We start from the raw sequence: 24,618 nt of genomic DNA, 5'->3' as shown, positions 1-24,618 counted from the left end.
CGGCGAACGATCTGTCAGATTTAGTAACATAGCCGCCTAAGCATCTGAACATCTCCGCGCGGAGGTGGACTATATGTATAGGTCTCAACCGTTCCAACTAACGAAAGCATCCCAACCAAAGGAGTATTCCCATGTCCTGGTCCAAACCCGCATATATCGACCTGCGTATCGGTTTCGAAGTCACCATGTACTTCGCCAGCCGTTGAATGCTGCAGGCGGTTAAGCACGCAGCACTACGCCTCGGCCAGCCGAGGCGTTTTTATTTCGGTTTGCAGATGGAGCAGCCATGTTCGTCCAGATTCTAGGTTCTGCCGCCGGTGGCGGTTTCCCCCAGTGGAACTGCAACTGCGCCAATTGCGCAGGTTTTCGCGACGGCAGCCTGCGGGCCCAGGCGCGCACCCAATCGTCCATCGCCCTGTCCGATGACGGTGTGAACTGGGTGCTGTGCAACGCCTCCCCGGACATTCGCGCCCAGCTCCAGGCGTTCGCCCCGATGCAGCCGGGCCGGGCCCTGCGCGACACCGGCATTGGCGCGATCATCCTGATGGACAGCCAGATCGACCACACCACCGGCCTGCTCAGCCTGCGCGAAGGGTGCCCGCACCAGGTCTGGTGCACCGACATGGTCCATGAAGACCTGAGCACAGGCTTTCCGCTGTTCAACATGCTGACCCACTGGAACGGCGGGTTGAGCTGGAACCGTATCGAACTCGACCAATCGTTCACCATCCCGGCCTGCCCGAACCTGCGCTTCACCCCGCTGCCCCTGCGCAGCGCCGCACCGCCCTATTCACCGCACCGCTTCGACCCGCACCCGGGCGACAATATCGGGCTGATCGTCGAAGACCTTCGCACGGGAGGCAAACTGTTCTATGCCCCGGGCCTGGGCAAGGTCGACGAGTCGTTGCTGGAGATCATGGCCGGCAGCGATTGTCTGCTGGTGGACGGTACGATGTGGGACGACGATGAAATGCAGCGCCGTGGCGTCGGCACCCGCACTGGCCGGGAAATGGGCCACCTGGCACAGAATGGGCCCGGCGGGATGCTGGAAGTGCTGGAGCGACTGCCCAATCAGCGCAAGATCCTTATTCATATCAACAACACCAACCCGATCCTCGATGAAGACTCCGTCGAACGGGCCGAGCTGGTGCGGCGCAATGTCGAAGTGTCTTACGACGGCATGAGTATTGAACTGTAGGAGCAACGGAAATGACTGACACCCCCCTGTCCCCCGCCGAGTTCGAAGCCGCCCTGCGTGCCAAGGGCGCGTATTACCACATCCATCACCCCTATCACGTGGCGATGTATGAGGGCCGCGCGACTCGCGAGCAGATCCAGGGCTGGGTCGCGAACCGTTTTTACTATCAGGTCAACATCCCGCTCAAGGATGCCGCAATCCTGGCCAATTGCCCGGACCGGGAAATCCGCCGCGAGTGGATCCAGCGCCTGCTCGACCATGACGGAGCCCCCGGCGAAGACGGCGGTATCGAAGCCTGGCTGCGGCTGGGCCAGGCGGTGGGCCTGGACCCCGATCAACTGCGCTCCCAGGAATTGGTGCTGCCAGGTGTGCGTTTCGCCGTGGACGCCTACGTCAACTTCGCCCGGCGGGCCTGCTGGCAGGAAGCCGCCAGCAGCTCGCTGACCGAACTGTTCGCCCCGCAGATCCACCAGTCGCGCCTGGACAGCTGGCCGCAGCATTACCCGTGGATCGACCCAGCCGGCTATCAATACTTCCGCACCCGCCTGGGCCAGGCCCGGCGTGACGTGGAGCATGGCCTGGCGATCACCTTGCAGCACTACACCACCCGCGCAGGGCAAGAGCGAATGCTGGAGATTCTCCAGTTCAAGCTGGACATCCTCTGGAGCATGCTCGACGCCATGAGCATGGCCTACGAATTGAACCGCCCGCCCTACCACAGCGTGACCGACCAACGGGTTTGGCACAAAGGAATTACCTTATGAGTTTTAACCGCAGCCAAACCCCACGCTGGCGCCCTGGCTATCGCTTCCAGTACGAACCGGCACAGAAAGGCCATGTGCTGCTCTATCCTGAAGGCATGATCAAGCTGAACGACAGCGCTGCGCTGATCGGCGGGCTGATCGACGGTGAACGGGATGTCGCGGCCATCGTCGGCGAGTTGGCGAAGCAGTTTCCCGACGTGCCGGAACTCGGTGACGACATCGAGCAATTCATGGAGGTCGCCCGTGCACAGCACTGGATCGAACTTGTCTGAGACCAACGGGCTGCCGCCCAAGCCTGAAGTCGGCCTGCCGCTGTGGCTGCTGGCCGAGCTGACCTACCGTTGCCCGCTGCAATGCCCATATTGCTCCAACCCGCTGGACTTCGCCGAACAGGGCCAGGAGCTGAGCACCGAGCAGTGGTTCAAGGTCTTTCGCGAAGCCCGCGAGATGGGCGCCGCGCAGCTGGGCTTTTCCGGCGGCGAGCCGTTGGTGCGCCAGGACCTGGCCGAGTTGATCGGCGAGGCGCGCCGGCTGGGTTTCTATACCAACCTGATCACTTCCGGCATCGGCCTGACCGAGCAGAAAATCAGCGACTTCAAGAAGGCCGGCCTCGACCATATCCAGATCAGTTTCCAGGCCAGCGACGAGCAGGTGAATAACCTCCTGGCCGGCTCGAAGAAAGCCTTCGCGCAAAAACTGGAAATGGCCCGGGCGGTGAAAGCCCACGGCTACCCGATGGTGCTGAACTTCGTGACCCATCGGCACAACATCGACAAGATCGATCGCATCATCGAGCTGTGCATCGCTCTGGAGGCCGACTTCGTCGAGCTTGCCACGTGCCAGTTCTATGGCTGGGCGCAGCTCAACCGCGTCGGCCTGCTGCCCACTCGGGAACAACTGGTGCGTGCCGAGCGTGTCACCAACGAATACCGCGCCAAGCTGGAAGCGCAAGGCAATCCGTGCAAGCTGATCTTCGTCACGCCGGACTACTACGAAGAACGCCCCAAGGGCTGCATGAACGGCTGGGGCAGCATTTTCCTCACCGTCACGCCGGACGGCACGGCATTGCCCTGTCACGGTGCCCGCCAGTTGCCGGTGCAATTTCCCAACGTGCGCGACCACAGCATGCAGCACATCTGGTACGACTCATTCGGCTTCAACCGCTTCCGCGGTTATGACTGGATGCCCGAACCGTGCCGCTCCTGCGATGAAAAAGAAAAGGACTTCGGCGGCTGCCGCTGCCAGGCGTTCATGCTCACCGGCGACGCCAGCAACGCCGACCCGGTGTGCAGCAAATCCGAACATCACGGGGTGATCCTGCAGGCGCGTGAAGACGCCGAGCACGCCACGCAAACCATCGAACAATTGGCCTTTCGCAATGAACGAAACTCGCGCCTCATCGCCAAAGGCTGAGCCTTTCAGCGCCGCCCAGGCCGTTGCCGCCGGCACCGACTTCGCCGAACTGCAGCTCGGGCCTTTGGGCCTGTTCTGGAATGAATACCGCCCCGCAGACGGTGCCTGCCGGATCTGGCATTGGCAAGACGCCATGCCCCGCTGCCTGACACCGGACGGGTTCAGCGCGCGCAGCCGGGTCTATGAATACGGCGGTGGATCATTCTGCCTGAGCCATTACGGTGTGCTGTTCGTCAATGAGGCCGACCAGCAGCTGTACCACCAATCCCTGAACGACGAACGCCCCATAGCGCTGACCTCGGGTGACTGCCGTTATGGGGATCTGAGCTTCGCCGACGGCCAGGTACTGGCGGTGGAAGAACGGGCCAACCAGCATCGCCTGGTGTCGATCGGGCTGGTGGATCATCAGCGACACCTGCTGGCCGAAGGTGCGGATTTCTACGCGTCACCCACCGTGAGCCCGGACGGCCAGCGGCTCGCCTGGATTGAATGGAGCCGCCCGCATCAACCCTGGACCGCAACGCGCTTGATGCTGGCCGAGCGCAACACCGCGGGTTGGGGTGCGCCGCGCTGTGTCGCGGGCAACGGTGAAGAAGAGTCCATCCAGCAACCGCGCTTCGATGCGGCCAGTCGTCTTTATTGCCTGACTGATCGCGGGGGTTACTGGCAGCCTTGGGTGGAGTCGGCCCAGGGCCTGGAACCGCTGCCTGCCGCCCAAGCCGATCACGCCCCAGCGCCGTGGCAACTGGGTGGTTGCACCTGGCTGCCGCTGGGCGAACACACGTACCTGGCCAGCTGGACCGAAGCGGGTTTCGGGCGCCTGGGTCTATGCCACGGTGACGATGTCGAAGAAGACTTCACCGGCCCCTACACCCGCTTTCGCAGCCTGGTGCTGGATGAACGGTTCATCTACGCCGTTGCAGCCTCGCCGACCCGGCCATCGGCGGTCATTGCCATTGAGCGGCACAGCCACGAAGTGGCCGTGCTGGCCGGCGGCGTCACGCCCTTGCCTATCGAACAGATCAGCCGTCCTCGAACCCTGCGCTATCCATCCGCGTCAGGCGAGGCCCACGGGTTCTTCTACCCGGCCATGAACGCACCCGCAAAGCCACCATTGGTGGTGTTCATTCATGGCGGACCCACCTCGGCCTGTTATCCCCTGTTCGACCCGCGTATCCAGTATTGGACCCAGCGTGGCTTTGCCGTCGCCGATCTCAACTACCGCGGCAGCAGCGGCTATGGCCGGGCCTATCGGCAGGCGTTGCATTTGAATTGGGGCGTGGTGGATGTCGAGGACGCCTGCGCGGTGGTCGCGTATCTGGACGAACAAGGCCTGATCGATGGCCGACGCGCGTTCATTCGAGGCGGCAGTGCCGGTGGCTACACGACGCTCTGCGCCCTGGCATTCCATGATGTATTCCGCGCCGGCGCCAGCCTCTATGGCGTGAGCGATCCTGTCGCCCTGGCCCGTGCTACGCACAAGTTCGAAGGTGATTACCTGGACTGGCTGATCGGCGATCCGCAACAAGACGTCGAGCGTTACCGCGCCCGTACCCCGCTGCTGCACGCCGGGAACATTCGCGTGCCGGTGATCTTTTTCCAGGGTGAACTGGACGCCGTGGTCGTGCCGCAGCAAACCCGCGTCATGGTCAACGCTTTACAGGCCAACGGCGTGGCGGTCGAGGCGCACTACTATCACGATGAACGCCATGGTTTTCGCAAGGCGGCGAACCAGGCTCATGCGCTGGAGCATGAGTGGTTGTTTTATCGCAGGGTGATCGATTGCGGTCTATGACAACGGCGCTCATTGTGGCGAGGGAGCTTGCTCCCGCTCGATTGCGCAGCAATCGCAAAAACATTGGGACCGCTGCGCGCTCCAGCGGGAGCAAGCTCCCTCGCCACAGATAAATCCCTCATGGCCTCAGCGCTTGGCGATGATGTACACCGCATGCACGATGCCAGGGATATAACCCAGCAGCGTCAGCAGGATATTCAGCCAGAAAGCCCCGCCAAAACCCACCTGCAGAAACACCCCCAATGGCGGCAGCAGGATGGCGATAATGATACGAATGAAATCCATGGATAACTCCCTGATCGACGATGGCCAAATTGCCATATAGCTCATTGACCCCAGGCCGCTCGCCAGGGTTCAGTGAAACGCAACCAGAAGCAGCCCCGATGGAGGACGCCTGCCAGGAACAAAAAACGCAGGCAAAAGAAAACCCCGCCGAAGCGGGGCTTTGCAGACTGTTTCCCTGACATCCATTTCACTCCGCCTTCCTGGCAGAATCCTACGTGTCCGTGTTGTTACTTTTGCGCATCCTGCGCGGCGTCCATGTGAAGTAGATTAGCCTTGGATCCAACCTGCCGATAGAGGGAAAACGCCAGCACATTGTGTAAGCGTTTGCTTACACAATGTCAGTTTTTAGAACTGTCCGGGCTCCAGCAAGAACAGCGACTCGCTCCCTGCCTTCACCGAAGCACTCAAGGAGTGAATACGCGGCAGCAGGCGGGCGAAATAAAACCGCGCCGTGCCCAATTTGCTCGCGTAGAAATCATCCTGGCTTTCTTTGCCCAAGGCCGCCCTGGCCATCAGAGCCCACATGTAGGCATATGCGGTGTAGCCAAACGCCTGGAGATACTCCACCGACGCCGCGCCGATTTCGTTCGGGTTGCTTTTCGCCCGGTCCAGCAACCATTCGGTCAGCTCATCCAGCGTACCGACCGCATCGTTCAGCGGCTTGGTGAACTCCGCCAGGTCGCTGTTCGCGGTGGCAGTGAAGTGCCGGATTTCATCGGCAAACAACTTGTAGAACGCACCGCCGCTGCCGACGATCTTGCGCCCCACCAGGTCCAGCGCCTGGATACCGTTGGTGCCTTCGTAGATCTGGGTGATACGCACATCGCGCACCAGTTGCTCCTGGCCCCATTCACGAATGTAACCGTGGCCGCCGAACACCTGTTGACCATGGACTGTGGTTTCCAGGCCCAGGTCGGTCAGGAAGGCCTTCGCCACCGGTGTCAGCAACGCCACCAGGTCTTCGGCGCGCTTGCGCGTGACTGGATCTTCGCTGAACTTGGCGGTGTCCAGTTGCATCGCCACGTAGGTGGAAAATGCCCGACCGCCTTCGTTCGAGGCTTTCATGGTCAGCAGCATCCGACGCACGTCGGGGTGGACGATGATCGGGTCGGCGACCTTGTCCTTGTTCTGCGCACCGGTTGGCGAACGACTTTGCAGGCGGTCACGGGCATATTCGATGGCGTTCTGGTAGGAACGCTCACCGGAGGCCAGGCCTTGGATGCCGACGCCCAGACGTTCGTAGTTCATCATGGTGAACATCGCCGCCAGGCCCTTGTTCGGCTCGCCTACCAGATAACCCACGGCTTCGTCGAAGTTCATCACGCAGGTGGCGGATGCCTGGATGCCCATCTTGTGTTCGATCGAGCCGCAGTTGGCCGCGTTGCGCGCGCCCAGGCTGCCGTCGGCATTGACCATGAACTTGGGCACCAGGAACAGCGAGATGCCCTTGGGGCCTGCCGGCGCGTCCGGCAGTTTCGCCAGCACCAGGTGAATGATGTTCTCGGTGAGGTCGTGTTCGCCGCCAGTGATGAAAATTTTCGTGCCGCTGACCTTGTAGGAACCGTCGGCCTGGGGTTCGGCCTTGGTGCGGATGATCCCCAGGTCCGTACCGGCATGAGGCTCGGTCAGGCACATGGAACCGGCCCAGACGCCGGCGTACATGTTCGGCAGGTACGCCGCTTTCAGTTCTTCACTGGCGTGGGCATTGATCGACAGGCAGGCGCCGGCGGTCAGCATCGGGTACAGGCCGAAGGACAGGCTGGCGGAGTTGACCATTTCCTCGACCTGGGCCGAAACGGCCTTGGGCATGCCCATGCCGCCGTACACCGGGTCACCGCCGACACCGACCCAACCGCCTTCAGCGTAAGTCTTGTAGGCCTGTGGGAAACCTGCCGGCGTGGTGACGGCGCCGTCGGCCCAGTGGCAACCTTCTTCGTCAGCGGCGCGGCTGAGGGGCGCGATGCTTTTGCTGGTGACTTTGCCGGCTTCTTCAAGGATCGCTTCGACCGTTTCGGCATCCACGGCATCGGCCAACGCCGGCAATTGGGCCCAGAGTTTCGCGACCTCGAACACTTCATTGAGGACGAAGCGCATATCGCGCAGGGGCGCTTTGTAGTCAGCCATGGCAAACCTCGCAGGATCTAAACAGTTGGTTCGAAAGAAAACGCTTTTGCAGTGGCTTGAGTGTACCCCAACAACTTTTGAGACACATAGGGTCGACCTATGACTGTTTTGTTATTTTTAGTCAATATACAGGCTTGAATGTTGATGGTGGCGAGGGAGCTTGCTCCCGCTTGAGTGCGCAGCACTCACAAAAAGGGCTGCTACGCAGCCCAGCGGGAGCAAGCTCACTCGCCACGGGTTCAGTCAGAGGGCAAACAACTCTGCCGGTAGCTTCATCAGGCAGTCGCTCCCGGCCTCGACCGCAGCCCGATGGGCGGTCGTACGCGGCAGCAGGCGCTTGAAGTAGAACTCGCAGGTCGCCAGTTTGGCCTGGCAGAAATCGCCGTCACCGTTGCCGCTGTCGAGTTGCGACTGAGCCACCAATGCCATGCGCAACCACAGGTAGGCCAGGATGACGTAACCGCTGTACATCAAATAATCCACGGAGGCGGCGCCGACTTCATCTGGATTCTTCATGGCGGCCATTCCAACCCGAGTGGTCAGCTCGCCCCACTGCTGGTTGAGCCCGTCGAGTTGCGCGACGTACGCCTTGAGCTGCGGGTGTTCGGCATTGGCCACGCAGAATTTATGGACGATTTTGGTGAAACCTCGCAACAATTTGCCCTGGCTGCCCAGCACCTTGCGTCCCAGCAGATCCAGGGCCTGGATTCCATTAGTGCCCTCGTAGATCGGCGCGATGCGGCAATCTCGCACCAACTGCTCCATGCCCCACTCACGAATGAAGCCGTGACCGCCAAACACTTGCATGCCGTGGTTGGTCACCTCCAGCCCGGTGTCGGTCATGAACGCCTTGCAGATCGGCGTGAGGAACGCCAGCAGGTCCTCGGCCTCCTGGCGGGCGGTTTCGTCCGGGCTCAGGTGCGCGGTATCGAGCAATTGCGCGGTGAAATACGTCAGCGCCCGATTGCCTTCGTTGAAGGCTTTCATGGTCAGCAGCATCCTGCGCACATCGGGATGGACGATGATCGGGTCGGCGACTTTTTCCGGCGCCTTGGGGCCGGTCAGCGCGCGCATCTGCAAACGGTCGTTGGCGTACCTGATGGCGCCCTGGAAGCTCGCCTCGCCCAGGCACAGGCCCTGCATGCCAGTGCCGAGCCGGGCGTGGTTCATCATGGTGAACATGCAATTGAGGCCCTTGTTCGGCTCGCCGATGAGGAACCCCTTGGCCTCATCGAAATTCAGCACACAGGTGGCCGATGCCTTGATGCCCATCTTGTGTTCAATCGAACCACAGGACACGCTATTGCGCGCCCCTGCCTCACCCCTGGCGTCGGGCAGGAACTTGGGCACGATGAACAGCGAGATGCCCTTGGTCCCGGCGGGAGCGTCCGGCAACTTGGCCAGCACCAGGTGGATGATGTTATCGCTCATGTCGTGTTCGCCGGCGGAAATGAAGATCTTGCTGCCGGAGATCGCATGGCTACCGTCGGCCTGGGGCACGGCGCGGGTCTTGATGATGCCCAGGTCGGTGCCGCAGTGGGCTTCGGTCAGGCACATGGTGCCAGTCCACTGGCCGGCGGTGAGTTTGCTCAGGTAGGTCTGTTTCTGTTCTGCCGTGCCGTGGGCATGAATCGCCGACATGGCGCCATGAGTCAGGCCCGGGTACATGCCCCAAGATGTGTTGCTGGAGCCGATCATCTCGCTGATGACCAGGCCCAGGGAGCTAGGCAAGCCCTGGCCGCCATACGCCGGGTCCGCCGCCAGCCCATGCCAGCCGCCCTCCACATACTGTGCGAAAGCCTGCTTGAAACCTGTCGGCGTCGTGACTACACCGTTGTCGAAATGGCAACCCTCTTCATCACCGGAGCGATTGAGCGGCGCCAGCACGTTCTCACAGAACCTGGCACCTTCCTCGAGGATCGCGCTGACCATGTCCGGGCTTGCGTCGCTGGCGCCCAGCTCGGCATAGCGACCATGGAAATCGAAGACGTGATCGATCAGAAAGCGCATGTCGCGCAGTGGGGCTTTGTACTCGGGCATGGTGGTTTTCTCCGGTAGCAGATCGTTTCAACCTACTGCCGGCCACCCAGGCCCACAATCACAGTCCAGACGCTGAATGCGCCGTCATCACTCAACCCGCGGCAGCCTCCATGCGCACCGCACCGCGGCGGTTCTGCCCGAAGGCAATCACACAGTTACGCCCCGCGCCCTTGGCGTTATAGAGCGCCTGGTCGGCGGACTTGAGCACTTCTTCAGGCGTGCGTTGCTCGAGGCGTTCCGCGACACCGATGCTGACCGTCACCGAGACGCTGGACGCACCGGCACCGGAGCGACGCTGGCGGCCTTGCTGGTCGTCCTGGGGACGACTGTCAGGGTTGCGCAGTTGGATGGCGTACGTCTCGATGGACTGGCGAATGACTTCCAGATGGGGCATGCACTCGTCGATGGTCTTGCCTGCGAACACCAGGGCAAATTCCTCACCGCCGTAGCGATACGCCCTACCGCCACCGCCGATTTTCGACAATTTGCTGGCCACCAGGCGCAGGACCTGGTCACCCACATCGTGGCCGTGGGTGTCGTTGAATTTCTTGAAGTGGTCCACGTCACTCATCGCCAGCACATAATTGCGGCCCAGGCGCTGCATGCGTTCGTTCAGCGCCCGACGGCCCGGCAGGCCGGTGAGTTCATCACGGAAGGCCATTTGATAGGCCTCATGGGCGACCGCTGCCGCGATCATCAACATCACCTGGCTGCACATGATGTTCAAGGTGAACGGCAGGATGAAGGTTTTCGGCAACATCCAGAACAACCCCAGCACCCCCACCAATTGCGCAGCATGCAGTGGCCGGGGGTTGCGCCAATATTGCCAGGCCAGCAGCAGGAACGCGGCGGCGAACATCGGGTAAGACAATTGGATCAGGCTCATCCAGGCACCGTGCAACGCCGGCCAGCGGATCTCCGAAAGCCACAACAGCAAGGCCTGGGGGTAACTTTGCTCCAGGGCCAGCGCCACGCTGCCAAAGACCAGCAACACCGCGAACCGCGCCACCATGTCCTGGAACAGATGGGTGCGCTCCTGCCACGCGGCGAACAGCCCGAACAACAGCGGCAACAACAGGCAAACGAGATGGAACACCACCGCCGCGTCTTCGCGCACCTTGCCGTTATCGCGATAGAAGTCAGTCTGGGTGTCCAGCAGGAAATAGGCGATGTACACCGTGACCATCAGAAACAGCTCACGTTGACGTCGGTAGACCGCGCAATACGCCCCACCCAGCAACAACACCAGTGTCGGGAGCACGTTGAACAGCGAGGTGAAGAAAACGTTGAGATCCTTGACGTAGGCAGCCGCAAGCCCCGCCAGCAACAGCAGCAATGACGGCAGGAAATGGCTGAAACGTACAGCGGAAGAACGCGGCAAGGGTAAAGCTCCAACCCGGCTGATCAAAGATGGCATTGTGCCTGCAACTGGAGCAGTAAGGCACGCGAGATGTGACAGATGTCACACTGCCATCGCTGTAACGGCAGAGGTGACGGTTTTCTTAGGGTCGAGTTGGATGAATATTGTTTCAGGATCCTGGTTGCCCCTGTGTGCGAGCTCGTTCCCACAAGGGCCTGCGGTGAATACAAATTTGTGGCAGGCATGAAAAAGCCGCTGCTCCCGAAGAAGCAGCGGCTTTTGGAAGAAGCGCGTGAGGCTTAGTAGCCCAGCGCGAAGTCCTCTTCCTTCATGTCCATCAGGTTGTTGGCGCCCGACAGCATGGTTGCCACGTGGGTACGGGTACGCGGCAGGATGCGCTGGAAGTAGAAGCGCGCGGTCTGCAGCTTGGCGGTGTAGAAGGCTTCTTCAGTGGTGCCGGCTGCGAGTTTTTCCGCCGCCAGGCGCGCCATGTCGGCCCAGAAATAGGCCAGGCAGGCGTAACCGGAGTACATCAGGTAGTCCACCGACGCGGCGCCGACTTCTTCGCGATCCTTCATGGCCGCCATGCCGACCTTCATGGTCAGCTCGCCCCATTCCTTGTTCAGCGCAGCCAGGGGTTCTACGAATTCCTTGACCGCTTCGTTGCCTTCGTTGCCCTGGCAGAACTTGTGGACGATCTTGGTGAAGCCCTTGAGTGCCTCGCCCTGGGTCATCAGCACTTTACGGCCCAGCAAGTCGAGTGCCTGTATGCCGGTGGTCCCTTCGTACAGCATCGAGATACGGCTGTCGCGAACGTTCTGCTCCATGCCCCACTCGGCGATGAAGCCGTGGCCGCCATAGATCTGCACGCCGTGGTTGGCCGATTCGAAACCGACTTCGGTCATGAAGGCCTTGGCGATCGGCGTCATGAACGCCAGCAGTGCATCGGCCTTTTTCTTCTCTTCTTCATCCACGCCGTACTTGACGATGTCGACCTGCTTGGCGGTGAAGTAGACCATCGCCCGGTTACCTTCGGCGAAGGCCTTCATGGTCAGCAGCATGCGACGCACGTCAGGGTGGACGATGATCGGATCAGCGGCCTTGTCTGGCGCTTTCGGGCCGGTCAGGGAACGCATTTGCAGGCGGTCGCGAGCGTATTTCAGGCCGCCCTGGAAACCGATTTCGGCGTGGGCCAGGCCTTGCAGCGCGGTGCCCAGGCGTGCGGTGTTCATGAAGGTGAACATGCAGTTCAGGCCTTTGTTCGCCGGGCCGATCAGGTAACCGGTGGCCGCGTCGAAGTTCATCACGCAAGTGGCGTTGCCGTGGATGCCCATCTTGTGTTCCAAGGAACCGCAGCTCACCGCGTTGCGCTGGCCGATGGAGCCGTCGGCGTTAGGCAGGAACTTGGGAACGATGAACAGCGAAATGCCCTTGGTACCAGCCGGTGCGTCCGGCAGGCGCGCCAGCACGATGTGAACGATGTTGTCGGCCATGTCGTGTTCGCCGGCCGAAATGAAGATCTTGGTGCCGGAAACCTTGTAGGAACCATCGGCCTGAGGCTCGGCCTTGGTGCGCAGCATGCCCAGGTCAGTGCCGCAGTGTGGTTCGGTCAGGCACATGGTGCCGGTCCATTCACCGGACACCAGCTTGGTCAGGTAAGCCTCTTGTTGCTCAGGCGTACCGTGCTCGGAAATGGTGTTCATCGCGCCATGGGACAGGCCCGGGTACATGCCCCACGACCAGTTGGCTTCACCGACCATCTCGCTGACTGCCAGGCCGAGGGATTCCGGCAGGCCTTGACCGCCATGCGCGACATCATGGGCCAGGCTTGGCCAGCCGCCTTCGACGAATTGCTTGTAGGCTTCCTTGAACCCGGTCGGGGTTTTCACACCGGACTCGCTCCAGGTGCAGCCTTCGAGGTCGCCCACGCGGTTCAGCGGCGCCAGCACCTGCTCACAAAACTTGGCGCCTTCTTCGAGAATGGCGTCAACCATGTCCGGCGTTGCGTCCTGGCAAGCCGGAAGGCTCTGATAATGCGCTTCATAGCCAAGCAGTTCGTCACGAACGAAGCGAATATCACGCAAGGGGGCCTTGTAGTCAGGCATAGCGATAAACCTCTGCTGATGTAACCGGGAATGAACGACCGCGTGGATTTGTTGTAGCGATCAAACAGTTGTTTGAAACATACGTTTACGCCGAAATCTTGTCAAGCACCGATCCGTTACCACTCGTCCCTCGTCTTGAAATTGATCGCGCTTGGCGCGGACCAACGCCACGACTGTCAACCTTTACAGGTTCGGCTTTGCGAGAAAACTGGTGTACTGACTCCGAGGCACAGAACAGCGCCGTTTCGGTCCAGACTAGTTCCCAATGGAGGAAAGCACATGGCCACTCAATCCGCAGGAGACAGTTCGAATCGCATACCAGGCGAACTGGACCGGAAATTTGGTACAGATGGCTATATTCAATTCAATGAACGAGGTAGCGCCACCACGATTGCTCACGACAGGGAAGCCAAATTGGTCTTTGCCTTGCAACTCCAGGATCATTTTGCACTGACGCGCTACCTGCCTAACGGGACCAGGGACGAGGCGTTCCAGGAAATTGGTTGGAATTTCCGGGATGGCGACAAGAGCTGGCCGACACGCGTATTGCTGCAAGAGGATGAGAAAATCCTGCTCATCGGAGCTTCGTCAAAAAACAGCGAGTGGAACCCGGCGGCGGTGCGTTTTCTTGCAAATGGCGGTCATGACATCGTGTTCGGTCGTAGGAGCCTCCCTGGCCCCGTCAATGCAAACCATGGGTCGATATGGAATGACAAACTCGTAGATGGATGCCTGCAAAAAAATCAAAAAATATTGATCTGCGCCACTTACTTCCTTTTTCCTGACGAAGAAAAACCAGAAGCATCGCTTAGTCGCCTGTTTTGCCTGCAACCCAACGGGGAACTTGATACTGGCTTCGGCGCAGGCCGCGGCTTCATCGATATCCGATTCCATGACCACGCAAGCTTCGCCTGTAATGTGCAGGTACAAAGGGATAGCAAGATCATTGTGGCTGGCAGTTGGCGACGCCTGGACGAAACCCTGAGGACGCGAACCGTTGCTCGCTACATGCCGACAGGCGAATTGGACCTTAGCTTTGGTAATAACGGTTTCGCCGATATCGTTGTTGAAGGAGAGGCCGCGCAATTGCTGCCTGCAGAGCGCTTTAAGCCGGAGATCGTTACCCGCGTGCTGGTCCAGAATGACGACAAGATTCTCGTCGCCGGCTACGCCAACGCTCCAGACGACCTGCAAAGCGGCTTACTTGTCAGATTGGAAGCGAACGGTGAAATGGATGGAAGTTTCAATAACGGTGAACCGCTACTGATTTCTCGCACTTTAAACAAACTGAGCCACAACTCGATGACTCTGCAACTGGACGGCAGAATCGTGGTGGTAGGTACCGCCGTCTCGGCAGGTGTAAACCTGAGGCAGTACGAGCGCGTGACTCAGAGCGGACAGTTAGAGGGCTTCTTTTTGGCGCAAAGCCCCGGCGACTGTGCAGATGTGACAGTCCAACCCTTGGGGCGGGTTGTTATTGCAGGCAGCTCTGGAGTTGGTAGCGCAATTACCCCAACGATCTGGGGATACATCGGAAGCTCATGAGGCGGGATAGTATGCACTCAAATCGGCATGAAGCGTTGAGTGCATTTGCCTAACGACGTTCAGGCAAACGTATCGATTAACGTACCGAGCATTTCGTCGGATGCCTTGGCGACATTAACGCCCAGTTGCAGCTGGAACTTGCCCTGGGCCATTTCGACCATGTTGGCGGCCTGGTCCGACTGCTGGCTACGATCCACCGAACGCAAGCGATCAACCTGGACTTCCGAGGACTGGCTGGTGACCGAACGCTCGATCGTATTGTTGGCGATCTGGCTGGAGGCCTGATCGACGCGGTTCTGCCCTGTCTGAATCGTGCTCAGACCGGCATAGAACGCGGTGTTTCCTGAGATTTCCATGGCAGAACTCGTCTTCTTGAAGGGTCGACAGTGGCAATTGAATCAGAAGCCCCGGGAAAAGGCCCGACAAAAACACTAATGGCACAGTGCCGCGTCATAGGCAAAACCTTGGCGGGACTCAGTCCAGCAGATCCAGTTGCAGGTGTCCGGCCACGGCTTCGGCCGTCACGCTCTGAATCCGCGCCACCCTGCCCAGGCACGGCGCCGGAAGTCGCTCGGCCAAGGTTGCCAGGTTTTCTTCCAGGCGCGAGGTGGCCGGGTCGACGATGTTCGCGACCCAACCGGCAAGCTGCAAGCCATCACGGGCGATAGCCTCGGCGGTCAACAACGCGTGGCTGATGCAACCCAGGCGTACGCCCACCACCAGAATCACCGGCAAGCCCAGCGCGATCGCCAGATCGGAAAGATTGTCCTGGCCGGCCAGCGGCACGCGCCAACCACCCGCGCCTTCGATCAAGGTGAAGTCGGCGCCCAGCGCCAGCACTTCGCGCATCGGGCCGAGTAGCGACTGCACCGTCAACGCAACGCCCGCTTCCCGAGCGGCCAAGTGCGGCGCTATTGCCGGTTCGAACGCCACCGGATTGACCTGTGCATACGTCAACGGTATCGAGCATTCGGCCAGCAAGGCCAAGGCATCGGCGTTGCGCAGGCCCTTGGGCGTCACGTCGCAGCCAGAGGCCACGGGTTTTCCGGCAGCCGTGCTCATGCCAGCCTGTCGCGCAGCATGCAGCAGGCCTGCCGCGACGGTGGTCTTGCCCACGTCGGTGTCAGTGCCGGTAATGAAGTAGGCCTGGCTCATAGCGGTTTCTCCAAAACGGCGTAGACCACCTGGTAAGTCGCCGGCAGTCCCAGCGCCTGACGAAACTGCTCATAAGCTTCAACCAGCGCCAGGATCCGCGCCCTGCCGGTCAAGCCGCCGGGGCGGCCAGGGTTCAGATTGTGGGCGCCCAAGGCTTTCAATTCATGCGTCAGGCTGCGCACGTCGGGGTAATGCAGCACATGGGGACGGTTTTCCAGACTGACGACATTCAGCCCGCTGTCCGCGCAAAGGTGTTGATACGTCTCGAACCCACGGAAACGATTGACGTGCACCAAGCCATCCACCTGACGCCAACTGTCGCGCAATTCGTACAAAGTGCCTACACAAAGGCTGGTGAAGGCAAACACCCCACCCGGTTTCAACACACGATGGGCCTCGCTCAGCACCGCGGCAAAATCCGCACACCATTGCACCGCCAGGCTGGAGAACACCAGGTCACAGCTCGCCGCTTGCAAAGGCAACCGCTCAGCATCACCCGCGACAAAATGCGCAGCGCCACCTTGGGGACGAGCATGGTTGAGCATGCCTTCGGCGATGTCCAACGCCAGGCCGGAATCCACGCCATAACGCGCGCCCAGGGCCCGGGTGAAATAGCCAGTGCCGCAGCCCAGGTCCAGCCAACGTTGTGGGATAAACGAAGACGGCAAGCGCCCGAGCAACTGTTGGCCCACGTCGCGCTGCAGTTCGGCCACGCTGTCATAGCTGGTTGCCGCCCGGGAAAACGACGCCGCCACCTGGCGCTTGTCGGGCAAGGCACCGGGCAATTTGGGAAGAGACAGATCAGTCATCGCCGGACTCATGCAAAAAAGCCTGGATCGCCCCCGCGACACCGTGCGGGTCCTCCAGAAGGAATCCGTGGCCGGCCTGTTCGATCAGGCCGATTTCGACATCCGGCAGCAAGACCAGCAACTCACCCGCGGCTTCGGCCGGCACCAGGGCATCGAGCCCGGCAAACAGATGCAGTTGCGGGCCACGAAAGCGCTGCAATGCGGCGCGAGTGTCCAATTGCGCCAACAGTTCGAGCCCGGCCATCAAGACCTCGGGCGATGTGCCCGGCGCCCCAGCCAATAACAACCGCGACAACCCGCGTGGGTCGCTGCAGCCCTGGGCACACAGCAGACTGAAACGCTTGAGGGTCTGGCGTGGATCGGCCGCACAGCCGGCGAGAAAACCATCGAAGGTTGCTCCATCCATCGCACTCGGCCATTGCTCATGGGCAACAAAGGACGGATTGCTCGCCAGGGTCAGCAGGCCGCAGCAGCGCTCCCCCCGACGCGCCGCCAGCGCCGAGGCCAGCATACCGCCCAGGGACCAACCGCCCAGCCAGGCATCCTGGGGCACGGTGGCGTCCAATTCTTCGAGCCATTCATCCGGATCGTTCGATAGCAACGCCGGCAACGGTTCGATTTCCACTCGCAAGTGTTCGTCGAGCCCGTGCAACGCTGCCGCCAGCGGCTCCAGCGGTGAAACGCCCAAGCCCCAGCCCGGCAGCAATATCAGTCGGTCACGCATCGCTTGGCTCCGGTCCCAACAGGGCAAAACACTCGGCCAGTGCATTCAACAATAGCTGCACCTGGGCCTCGCTGTGGGCGGCGGTCAGGGTCACGCGCAAACGGGCGCTGCCAGCCGGTACGGTGGGTGGGCGGATCGCCGTAACCATCAGCCCGCGCTCACGCAGCATTTGCGACAAACGCATGGCCCGTCCCGCATCGCCAATCAGGATCGGCTGGATCGGCGTGAAGCTGTCCATCAATTGCAGGCCGATCTGCTCGGCACCCTGGCGGAACTGACGAATCAGCACCTGCAAGTGCTCGCGCCGCCAATGCTCGCTGCGCAGCAGCTCAAGGCTCTTGAGCGTGGCGCAAGCCAGGGCCGGCGGTTGGCTGGTGGTGTAGATGTAGGGGCGAGCGAACTGGATCAGGCTTTCGATCAGTTCTTCACTGCCGGCGACAAAAGCCCCGGCGGTGCCAAAGGCCTTGCCCAGGGTGCCCACCAATACCGGTACGTCATCCTGGCTCAAGCCAAAATGCTCGACGATACCGCCACCATTGGCTCCCAACGGGCCGAAACCGTGTGCATCGTCGACCATCAGCCAGGCGCCCTTGGCCTTGGCTTCACGGGCCAGGGCCGGCAGGTCGGCGATGTCGCCGTCCATGCTGAACACGCCATCGGTAACCACCAGGGTATTGCCGGTGGCTTTTTCCAGGCGGCTGGCCAAACTCTGGGCATCGTTGTGCAGGTAACGGTTGAAACGCGCACCGGACAACAGGCCGGCGTCGAGCAGCGAGGCATGATTGAGGCGGTCTTCCAGTACCGTGTCGCCCTGCCCCACCAGCGCGGTGACCGCACCGAGGTTGGCCATGTAACCGGTGGTGAACAGCAACGCCCGCGGGCGGCCGGTCAGGTCGGCCAAGGCTTCTTCCAAGGCGTGGTGAGGGCCGCTGTGGCCGATCACCAAATGGGAGGCGCCCCCCCCGACACCCCAACGGAGCGCCCCGGCGCGCCAGGCTTCGATCACTTGCGGGTGATTGGCCAGGCCCAGGTAATCGTTGTTGCAGAACGCCAGCAACGGCTGGCCGTCCACCACCACTTCCGGGCCCTGCGGGCTTTCGAGCAGCGGGCGCTGGCGATAGAGGTTGTCGGCACGACGGGCAGCCAGGCGTGCGGCGAGATCGAAGGGCATGCAGGCCTCAACTGTTTAAAGACTGGCCAAAGCCCCTTGTGGGAGCGAGCTTGCTCGCGATAGCGGTGTGTCAGTCGACATCAATGCGAATGTTCCATCGCCATCGCGAGCAGGCTCGCCCCCACAGGGTCTTGCATTCCAATCCGGGTATCGGTGAGTGGTCAGACAGCGGCGTTATAAAACTGCTCGCTGCTCTTCTGCTCCACCAGCGCCTGTTCAATCGCTGCCTGGTGCACTTCGTCGGCATGTTCTTCGCGGGCTTCGGGCTGGATGCCCAGGCGTGCGAACAACTGCATGTCCTTGTCGGCTTGCGGGTTGGCGGTGGTCAACAGCTTGTCGCCGTAAAAAATCGAGTTGGCACCGGCCAGGAACGCCAGGGACTGCATCTGCTCGTTCATCGCTTCACGGCCGGCGGACAGCCGCACATGGGACTGGGGCATCATGATCCGCGCCACGGCGAGCATGCGGATGAAATCGAACGGATCGACGTCCTCGGCATTCTCCAGCGGCGTGCCGGCGACTTTGACCAACATGTTGATCGGCACCGATTCCGGGTGCTCCGGCAGGTTCGCCAGTTGGATCAGCAGGTTGGCGCGGTCGTCCAGGGACTCGCCCATGCCGAGGATGCCGCCCGAGCAGATCTTCATCCCCGAATCACGCACATAGGCCAGGGTTTGCAGGCGCTCGCTGTAGGTGCGGGTGGTGATGATGCTGCCGTAGAACTCCGGCGAGGTGTCGAGGTTATGGTTGTAATAGTCCAGGCCGGCCTGGGCCAGCGCTTCGGTCTGTTCCTGGTCGAGACGGCCCAGGGTCATGCAGGTTTCCAGGCCCATGGCCTTCACGCCTTTGACCATTTCCAGCACATACGGCATGTCCTTGGCCGACGGATGTTTCCAGGCCGCGCCCATGCAGAAACGGGTCGAACCGATGGCCTTGGCCCGTGCAGCCTCTTCGAGGACCTTCTGCACTTCGAGCAATTTCTCTTTATCCAGGCCGGTGTTGTAGTGACCGGACTGCGGACAATATTTGCAATCTTCAGGGCAGGCGCCGGTCTTGATCGACAGCAGCGTGGAAACCTGGACGCGATTGGCGTCGAAGTGCGCGCGGTGCACGGTCTGCGCCTGGAACAGCAGGTCATTGAATGGCTGGACGAAGAGTGCTTTGACTTCGGCCAAAGACCAGTCATGACGCAGGTTGGCAGTGGTGCTGGCGCTCATGGGCATTTCCTTGATTATGCTTGGCTGGCGCCTGGGGACATGGAATACCCACAGGCGCGACACGGATGTTCGGCATATTTAAGGAAGAGTCATGCGCTGTCAACCACGATACAAAGGACAGGTTTACATCTGGTTAAAAAACAAACAATCTTGCCTGCTGTGCGGCGAAAGCACCGATACGCCGCAGCCTATCTGCACCCCTTGTGAAAGCGAGCTGCCCTGGCTCGGCGATCAATGCTGCGTCTGTGCCTTGCCGCTGCCCATGGCCGGGCTGCGTTGCGGACAATGCGCCGCGCAGCCGCCGGCCTTCGAACGGGTCCTGGCGCCTTGGGCCTACGACTTCCCGGTGGACAGCCTGATCACCCGTTTCAAGCATCAGGCGAAATGGCCCCTGGGCCGACTGCTGGGCGACCTGCTCGCGCAGTCGTTGCAACATCATTTCGACGAAGGGCTGGAACGACCCGACGCACTGGTCCCGGTGCCACTGGCGACCCGGCGTTTGCGCCAGCGCGGTTTCAACCAGGCAGCGCTGCTGGCCCGCTGGCTCAGTGGGCCGTTGGCGATCCCTTGCGAAGAACACCTGCTGCGACGCACCCAGGACACCCCCGCCCAACAGGCACTCGATGCCAGGGCTCGGCGGCGAAACCTGCGTCAGGCCTTTGCCCTGGCACCCCAGGCTGCGTTGCACAACCGTCACTTGGCGTTGGTCGACGACGTGCTCACCACGGGCGCCACCGCCCAGGCGCTGGCCGCCCTGCTGCTCGATGCCGGCGCTGCGCGGGTCGATGTGTACTGCCTCGCTCGCACGCCGAAACCCGGAGAGTCGGCTTGACGCGCCACGCCCAAGGCGCCAACGTCCGCTCATCGACCTTTGCACGCAGTTTTCCGTCATGTCCTTGCCCACGCTTCTGACCCAGCACATCGCTCGGCGACCACAACGCATCGCCCTGTTGCAGCACATCGCCGAACAAGGTTCGATCACCCGCGCCGCCAAGAGCGCGGGCCTGAGCTACAAGGCGGCGTGGGATGCCATCGATGAGTTGAACAACCTCGCCGACCAACCGTTGGTGGAGCGCAGTGTTGGCGGCAAGGGCGGTGGCGGCGCCAGGCTGTCGGAGGAAGGCCAACGCGTGCTGCGCCTGTATCTGCGCCTGCAAGCGCTGCAAACACAACTATTGGAAGCGAGCGAGGATGCCGACGACCTGGGCCTGCTCAGTCGCCTGATGCTGCGCACCAGCGCCCGTAATCAATTGTATGGCAAGGTCCTGGGCATCGAGGCCCAGGGGCACAACGACCGGGTACGCCTGGAGCTGGCCCGGGGCCTGGTCATCGAAGCCCAGATTACCCACGACAGCACGCTGCGCCTGGAGCTGGATGTCGGCACCAACGTGGTGGCGCTGATCAAGGCCGGCTGGCTGGAATTACACCCTGTCGAGCAAGTGGAAAAAACGCGGATCAATACGCTGCGCGGCATGATCGAACAGGTCGACGCCGCCGAAGACGGCCCCAGCGAAGTGCGCATCAGCCTGCCCAACGGCCAGACGCTGTGCGCCCTGGCCGACCCGCTTGAGCTACAAAAGCAGCATTTGGAAGGCGGCTCACCGGTGCAAGTGACGTTTTCAGCGACAAATGTGCTGCTCGGCACACCGCTGTAGCGTGTTGCAACAATAGTTTCATCGACCCGCTTTAAGGTGACTGCCAAAACCAGCAGGGAGCCTGAGATGAGCCTATTAGAAGAAAACCAATCCACCGACCTGGAAAAGATCGTCGGCCTGAGCCGGCGCAGTTTCATCAGCGCCGGCGCCCTATGCGGCGCGGCGATGTTCCTGGGCGGCAACCTGCTGAGCCGCAGCGTGCTGGCCGCCGCCGTGAGCGAAGGCAACAGCCGGCTGCTGGGCTTCAACAGCATCGCCGCCGCCACGACTGACACCATCACCTTGCCGCAGGGCTACAAAGCCTCGGTGCTGATCAGTTGGGGCCAACCCCTGCAGAAAAATGCACCGGCGTTCGACCCCAGTGGCAACGGCACCGCCCGCGCACAAGAAGTGCAGTTCGGCGACAACAACGACGGCATGAGCCTGTTCCCGTTCCCCGGCGACAACAACCGGGCGCTGATGGCGATCAACAACGAATACACCAACTACCAATACCTGTTCCCTCACGGCGGCCAGCCACAGTCGGCCGAAGACGTGCGCAAGGCCCAGGCCAGCGAAGGCGTCTCGGTGATCGAAATCCAGCGTCGGCGCGGCCAATGGCAATTCGTCCAGGAATCGCGCTACAACCGCAGGATCCACGGCAACACACCGATTCGCCTGCGTGGCCCAGCCGCCGGGCACGACCTGCTGAAAACCAGCGCAGACAAGAGCGGCAAGAAAGTGCTGGGCACCTTTCAGAACTGCGCCAACGGCATGACGCCTTGGGGCACCTACCTGACCTGTGAAGAGAACTTCACTGACTGCTTCGGCAGCAGCAAGTCGGACCTGCAGTTCGACGCGGCCCAGAAACGCTATGGCGCCACAGTCACCAGCAGTGAAATCAACTGGCACTTGCACGACCCGCGCTTTGACCTGGCGAAGAACCCCAACGAACTCAATCGCCACGGCTGGGTAGTGGAAATCGACCCGTTCGATCCGCAATCCACCCCGGTAAAACGCACCGCCCTGGGCCGCTTCAAACACGAAAACGCCGCCCTGGCGCAAACCAATGACGGTCGCGCCGTGGTGTACATGGGCGATGATGAGCGTGGCGAATTCATCTACAAGTTCGTCAGCCGCGAGCGCATCAATCACAAGAACGCCAAGGCCAATCGCAACCTGCTGGACCATGGCACCTTGTATGTCGCGCGCTTCGATGCCGGCGACGGCAACCCGGACCATCCCAAAGGCCAAGGCCAGTGGATCGAGCTGACCCATGGCAAGAACGGCCTCGACGCCAGCAGCGGTTTCGCCGACCAGGCCGAAGTTCTCATCCATGCACGCCTGGCCGCCAGCGCCGTTGGCGCCACCCGCATGGACCGCCCGGAGTGGATCGTGGTCAGCCCGAAAGACGGCCAGGTCTATTGCACCCTGACCAACAACTCCAAACGCGGCGACGCCGGCCAACCGGTGGACGGGCCTAACCCTCGAGCCAAGAACGTCTACGGGCAGATCCTGCGCTGGCGCACCGACCGCGACGATCACGCCGCCAAGACCTTCGCCTGGGACCTGTTCGTGGTCGCCGGCAACCCGGCGGTACATGCCGGCACGCCAAAGGGCGGTTCCTCCAACATCACCCCCCAGAACATGTTCAACAGCCCCGATGGCCTGGGCTTCGACAAAGGCGGACGCCTGTGGATCCAGACCGACGGCGACTCGAGCAACGCCGGGGACTTCGCCGGCATGGGCAATAACCAGATGCTCTGCGCCGATCCCAACAGCGGTGAAATCCGTCGTTTCATGGTCGGGCCGGTGGGCTGCGAAGTGACCGGGATCAGCTTCTCGCCGGACTACAAGGCTATGTTTGTCGGTATCCAGCATCCCAGCGGCGGCTCAACCTTCCCCGAGCACCTGCCCAACGGTAAGCCGCGATCGTCGGTGATGGTGATTACCCGCGAAGACGGCGGGGTCATCGGCGCCTGACCCTTGTCTGGACCGGGGACATAACACTTCGTGGCGAGGGAGCTTGCTCCCGCTGGGTTGCGCAGCGCGCCCTTCTTCTTTGGGCGCTTCGCACCCAAGCGGGAGCAAGCTCCCTCGCCACAACGGTGCAAGTCTCACCGATCAATCCAGGCTGCTTTGCGCTACCATGCTGGGCCGGACGCGGCAGCCCTGCCGCTGCGCAGGAGTCAGCATGTCCCATCCGTTTGAAACCCTCACGCCCGACCTGGTACTCGATGCCGTTGAAAGCATCGGTTTCCTCAGCGACGCCCGCGTGTTGGCCCTCAACAGCTACGAGAACCGCGTCTATCAGGTCGGCATCGAAGATTCCGAGCCGCTGATCGCCAAGTTCTATCGCCCTCAGCGCTGGACCAACGAAGCGATCCTGGAAGAGCACAGCTTCACCTTCGAGCTGGCCGAATACGAAGTGCCCGTGGTCGCGCCACTGATCCACAACGGCACCAGCCTGCACGAACACGCCGGGTTTCGTTTCACCCTGTTTCCCCGTCGCGGCGGTCGTGCACCGGAGCCGGGCAACCTCGACCAGCTCTATCGCCTGGGGCAATTGCTCGGGCGCCTGCACGCAGTCGGGGCGACCCGTCCGTTCGAGCATCGTGAAGCCTTGGCCGTGAAAAACTTCGGCCACGATTCACTGGCCACTGTGCTGGCAAGCGGCTTCGTCCCTCGTAGCCTGCTGCCGGCCTACGAGTCGGTGGCCAGGGATCTGCTCAAGCGTGTCGAAGAGGTCTACGCCGCCACGCCCCACAAGAGCATCCGCATGCACGGCGATTGCCACCCCGGCAACATGATGTGCCGCGACGAGGTGTTCCACATCGTCGACCTGGACGACTGCCGCATGGGCCCGGCGGTGCAGGATTTGTGGATGATGCTCGCCGGCGATCGCCAGGAATGCCTGGGCCAACTGTCGGAACTGATGGACGGCTACCGAGAGTTCCACGACTTCGACCCGCGAGAACTGGCACTGATCGAGCCACTGCGGGCACTGCGCCTGATGCACTACAGCGCCTGGCTGGCGCGGCGCTGGGACGACCCGGCCTTCCCCCGCAGCTTCCCGTGGTTCGGCAGCGAACGTTACTGGGGCGACCAGGTATTGGCGTTGCGCGAGCAACTGGCGGCGCTCAATGAAGAGCCGTTGAAGCTGTTCTGACGACCACTGCGGATCCCCTCTGGGAGCGAGCTTGCTCGCGATTGCGATCGAACATTCGACGCCCTTGTCGACTGATCCACCGCTATCGCGAGCAAGCTCGCTCCCGCAAG

General features: G+C 61.5%; 22 protein-coding genes. 11 read left to right on the top strand and 11 right to left on the bottom strand.

The window, feature by feature from the left end:
* Positions 1-131 precede the first annotated feature (131 nt).
* The 6 genes from pqqA (at position 132) to BLT00_RS09100 (ending at position 5,170) form a co-directional block, all read left to right on the top strand.
* Positions 132-206 (top strand): pyrroloquinoline quinone precursor peptide PqqA, encoded by a 75-nt coding sequence (gene pqqA, locus BLT00_RS09125; RefSeq protein ID WP_003177660.1) that lies wholly within the window; start codon positions 132-134, stop codon positions 204-206.
* Positions 207-286: 80 nt separating this feature from the next.
* Positions 287-1,198: a pyrroloquinoline quinone biosynthesis protein PqqB gene (gene pqqB, locus BLT00_RS09120; protein WP_092146387.1), complete on the top strand. Its 912-nt coding sequence runs from the start codon at positions 287-289 to the stop codon at positions 1,196-1,198.
* A gap of 11 nt (positions 1,199-1,209) precedes the next feature.
* Positions 1,210-1,962 (top strand): pyrroloquinoline-quinone synthase PqqC, encoded by a 753-nt coding sequence (gene pqqC / locus BLT00_RS09115; protein WP_092146385.1) that lies wholly within the window; start codon positions 1,210-1,212, stop codon positions 1,960-1,962.
* Complete coding sequence (gene pqqD / locus BLT00_RS09110) at positions 1,959-2,234, top strand: pyrroloquinoline quinone biosynthesis peptide chaperone PqqD (RefSeq protein WP_063324089.1); 276 nt, start codon at positions 1,959-1,961, stop codon at positions 2,232-2,234. The genes pqqC and pqqD overlap by 4 nt, the downstream gene beginning before the upstream one ends.
* Positions 2,206-3,375, top strand: coding sequence for a pyrroloquinoline quinone biosynthesis protein PqqE (pqqE, locus tag BLT00_RS09105; RefSeq protein ID WP_092146383.1), 1,170 nt, complete (start codon positions 2,206-2,208; stop codon positions 3,373-3,375). Before pqqD ends, pqqE begins: the two co-directional genes overlap by 29 nt.
* Entirely contained in the window at positions 3,341-5,170 is a 1,830-nt protein-coding gene (locus tag BLT00_RS09100) for a S9 family peptidase (protein WP_092146381.1), read from the top strand. The genes pqqE and BLT00_RS09100 overlap by 35 nt, the downstream gene beginning before the upstream one ends.
* 126 nt (positions 5,171-5,296) lie before the next feature.
* On the opposite strand, the gene BLT00_RS09095 is transcribed toward BLT00_RS09100, so the two are convergent.
* The 5 genes from BLT00_RS09095 to BLT00_RS09070 all read right to left on the bottom strand — a co-directional run bounded on the left by BLT00_RS09095 (position 5,297) and on the right by BLT00_RS09070 (position 13,084).
* On the bottom strand, positions 5,297-5,455 hold the full coding sequence (locus BLT00_RS09095) for a YqaE/Pmp3 family membrane protein (RefSeq protein ID WP_003177654.1): 159 nt from the start codon (positions 5,453-5,455) through the stop codon (positions 5,297-5,299).
* 345 nt (positions 5,456-5,800) lie between these two features.
* Positions 5,801-7,579, bottom strand: coding sequence for an acyl-CoA dehydrogenase C-terminal domain-containing protein (locus BLT00_RS09090; protein ID WP_092146379.1), 1,779 nt, complete (start codon positions 7,577-7,579; stop codon positions 5,801-5,803).
* A gap of 243 nt (positions 7,580-7,822) precedes the next feature.
* On the bottom strand, positions 7,823-9,619 hold the full coding sequence (locus BLT00_RS09085) for an acyl-CoA dehydrogenase C-terminal domain-containing protein (protein WP_092146377.1): 1,797 nt from the start codon (positions 9,617-9,619) through the stop codon (positions 7,823-7,825).
* A 91-nt stretch (positions 9,620-9,710) separates the two neighbouring features.
* The gene (locus BLT00_RS09080) at positions 9,711-11,000 is read right to left on the bottom strand and encodes a GGDEF domain-containing protein (RefSeq protein ID WP_072342400.1); all 1,290 of its coding nucleotides are present in this window, start codon (positions 10,998-11,000) and stop codon (positions 9,711-9,713) included.
* Positions 11,001-11,278: 278 nt separating this feature from the next.
* The gene (locus BLT00_RS09070) at positions 11,279-13,084 is read right to left on the bottom strand and encodes a phenylacyl-CoA dehydrogenase (protein WP_092146373.1); all 1,806 of its coding nucleotides are present in this window, start codon (positions 13,082-13,084) and stop codon (positions 11,279-11,281) included.
* Positions 13,085-13,363: 279 nt separating this feature from the next.
* Between BLT00_RS09070 and BLT00_RS09065 the strand changes: the two genes are divergently transcribed.
* Positions 13,364-14,629 carry an NHL repeat-containing protein gene (locus BLT00_RS09065; protein ID WP_092146371.1) on the top strand — a complete coding sequence of 422 codons (1,266 nt, stop codon included), beginning with the start codon at positions 13,364-13,366 and terminating at the stop codon, positions 14,627-14,629.
* 59 nt (positions 14,630-14,688) lie between these two features.
* Here the strand turns inward: BLT00_RS09065 and BLT00_RS09060 are convergent, their stop codons facing one another.
* From BLT00_RS09060 to bioB, 6 genes are all read right to left on the bottom strand, one after another.
* On the bottom strand, positions 14,689-14,985 hold the full coding sequence (locus BLT00_RS09060; protein WP_092146369.1) for a pyrroloquinoline quinone biosynthesis protein PqqE: 297 nt from the start codon (positions 14,983-14,985) through the stop codon (positions 14,689-14,691).
* A gap of 118 nt (positions 14,986-15,103) precedes the next feature.
* Complete coding sequence (gene bioD / locus BLT00_RS09055; protein ID WP_063324081.1) at positions 15,104-15,784, bottom strand: dethiobiotin synthase; 681 nt, start codon at positions 15,782-15,784, stop codon at positions 15,104-15,106.
* Positions 15,781-16,593, bottom strand: a complete 813-nt coding sequence (gene bioC / locus BLT00_RS09050) for a malonyl-ACP O-methyltransferase BioC (RefSeq protein ID WP_063324080.1) — start codon at positions 16,591-16,593, stop codon at positions 15,781-15,783. The genes bioD and bioC overlap by 4 nt, the downstream gene beginning before the upstream one ends.
* A complete protein-coding gene (locus BLT00_RS09045; protein ID WP_092146367.1) occupies positions 16,586-17,317 on the bottom strand; it encodes an alpha/beta fold hydrolase in 732 nt (243 codons plus the stop codon). Before BLT00_RS09045 ends, bioC begins: the two co-directional genes overlap by 8 nt.
* Entirely contained in the window at positions 17,310-18,488 is a 1,179-nt protein-coding gene (bioF, locus tag BLT00_RS09040) for an 8-amino-7-oxononanoate synthase (RefSeq protein ID WP_092146365.1), read from the bottom strand. Before bioF ends, BLT00_RS09045 begins: the two co-directional genes overlap by 8 nt.
* Positions 18,489-18,649: 161 nt before the next feature.
* The gene (bioB, locus tag BLT00_RS09035; protein ID WP_063324077.1) at positions 18,650-19,705 is read right to left on the bottom strand and encodes a biotin synthase BioB; all 1,056 of its coding nucleotides are present in this window, start codon (positions 19,703-19,705) and stop codon (positions 18,650-18,652) included.
* A 91-nt stretch (positions 19,706-19,796) separates the two neighbouring features.
* On the opposite strand from bioB, the gene BLT00_RS09030 reads away from it, so the two are divergent.
* The 4 genes from BLT00_RS09030 to BLT00_RS09015 all read left to right on the top strand — a co-directional run bounded on the left by BLT00_RS09030 (position 19,797) and on the right by BLT00_RS09015 (position 24,508).
* Positions 19,797-20,537, top strand: coding sequence for a ComF family protein (locus BLT00_RS09030; RefSeq protein WP_092146363.1), 741 nt, complete (start codon positions 19,797-19,799; stop codon positions 20,535-20,537).
* 58 nt (positions 20,538-20,595) lie between these two features.
* Entirely contained in the window at positions 20,596-21,360 is a 765-nt protein-coding gene (locus BLT00_RS09025; RefSeq protein WP_092146361.1) for a TOBE domain-containing protein, read from the top strand.
* A 66-nt stretch (positions 21,361-21,426) separates the two neighbouring features.
* Entirely contained in the window at positions 21,427-23,322 is a 1,896-nt protein-coding gene (locus tag BLT00_RS09020) for a PhoX family protein (protein WP_092146359.1), read from the top strand.
* 211 nt (positions 23,323-23,533) lie between these two features.
* Positions 23,534-24,508 (top strand): serine/threonine protein kinase, encoded by a 975-nt coding sequence (locus BLT00_RS09015; RefSeq protein ID WP_092146357.1) that lies wholly within the window; start codon positions 23,534-23,536, stop codon positions 24,506-24,508.
* Positions 24,509-24,618 lie beyond the last annotated feature (110 nt).

The sequence above is a fragment of the Pseudomonas sp. NFACC51 genome, assembly GCF_900103575.1.
In the GTDB taxonomy this organism is placed as follows: Bacteria; Pseudomonadota; Gammaproteobacteria; order Pseudomonadales; family Pseudomonadaceae; genus Aquipseudomonas; species Aquipseudomonas fluorescens_Q.
The sequence above is the reverse complement of the archived record's forward strand: the minus strand, read 5'-3'. Positions and strand labels throughout refer to the sequence as shown.

Bases quoted from the DNA above. Each gene is read 5' to 3' on its own strand.
- BLT00_RS09025 (WP_092146361.1), top strand. From the start codon at position 20,596: ATGTCCTTGCCCACGCTTCTGACCCAGCACATCGCTCGGCGACCACAA.
- BLT00_RS09090 (WP_092146379.1), bottom strand. From the start codon at position 7,579: ATGGCTGACTACAAAGCGCCCCTGCGCGATATGCGCTTCGTCCTCAAT.
- BLT00_RS09065 (WP_092146371.1), top strand. From the start codon at position 13,364: ATGGCCACTCAATCCGCAGGAGACAGTTCGAATCGCATACCAGGCGAA.
- BLT00_RS09020 (WP_092146359.1), top strand. From the start codon at position 21,427: ATGAGCCTATTAGAAGAAAACCAATCCACCGACCTGGAAAAGATCGTC.
- bioD (WP_063324081.1), bottom strand. From the start codon at position 15,784: ATGAGCCAGGCCTACTTCATTACCGGCACTGACACCGACGTGGGCAAG.
- pqqC (WP_092146385.1), top strand. From the start codon at position 1,210: ATGACTGACACCCCCCTGTCCCCCGCCGAGTTCGAAGCCGCCCTGCGT.
- BLT00_RS09045 (WP_092146367.1), bottom strand. From the start codon at position 17,317: ATGCGTGACCGACTGATATTGCTGCCGGGCTGGGGCTTGGGCGTTTCA.
- bioF (WP_092146365.1), bottom strand. From the start codon at position 18,488: ATGCCCTTCGATCTCGCCGCACGCCTGGCTGCCCGTCGTGCCGACAAC.
- bioC (WP_063324080.1), bottom strand. From the start codon at position 16,593: ATGACTGATCTGTCTCTTCCCAAATTGCCCGGTGCCTTGCCCGACAAG.
- pqqD (WP_063324089.1), top strand. From the start codon at position 1,959: ATGAGTTTTAACCGCAGCCAAACCCCACGCTGGCGCCCTGGCTATCGC.
- BLT00_RS09070 (WP_092146373.1), bottom strand. From the start codon at position 13,084: ATGCCTGACTACAAGGCCCCCTTGCGTGATATTCGCTTCGTTCGTGAC.
- bioB (WP_063324077.1), bottom strand. From the start codon at position 19,705: ATGAGCGCCAGCACCACTGCCAACCTGCGTCATGACTGGTCTTTGGCC.
- BLT00_RS09015 (WP_092146357.1), top strand. From the start codon at position 23,534: ATGTCCCATCCGTTTGAAACCCTCACGCCCGACCTGGTACTCGATGCC.
- BLT00_RS09060 (WP_092146369.1), bottom strand. From the start codon at position 14,985: ATGGAAATCTCAGGAAACACCGCGTTCTATGCCGGTCTGAGCACGATT.
- BLT00_RS09085 (WP_092146377.1), bottom strand. From the start codon at position 9,619: ATGCCCGAGTACAAAGCCCCACTGCGCGACATGCGCTTTCTGATCGAT.
- BLT00_RS09095 (WP_003177654.1), bottom strand. From the start codon at position 5,455: ATGGATTTCATTCGTATCATTATCGCCATCCTGCTGCCGCCATTGGGG.
- BLT00_RS09030 (WP_092146363.1), top strand. From the start codon at position 19,797: ATGCGCTGTCAACCACGATACAAAGGACAGGTTTACATCTGGTTAAAA.
- BLT00_RS09100 (WP_092146381.1), top strand. From the start codon at position 3,341: ATGAACGAAACTCGCGCCTCATCGCCAAAGGCTGAGCCTTTCAGCGCC.
- pqqB (WP_092146387.1), top strand. From the start codon at position 287: ATGTTCGTCCAGATTCTAGGTTCTGCCGCCGGTGGCGGTTTCCCCCAG.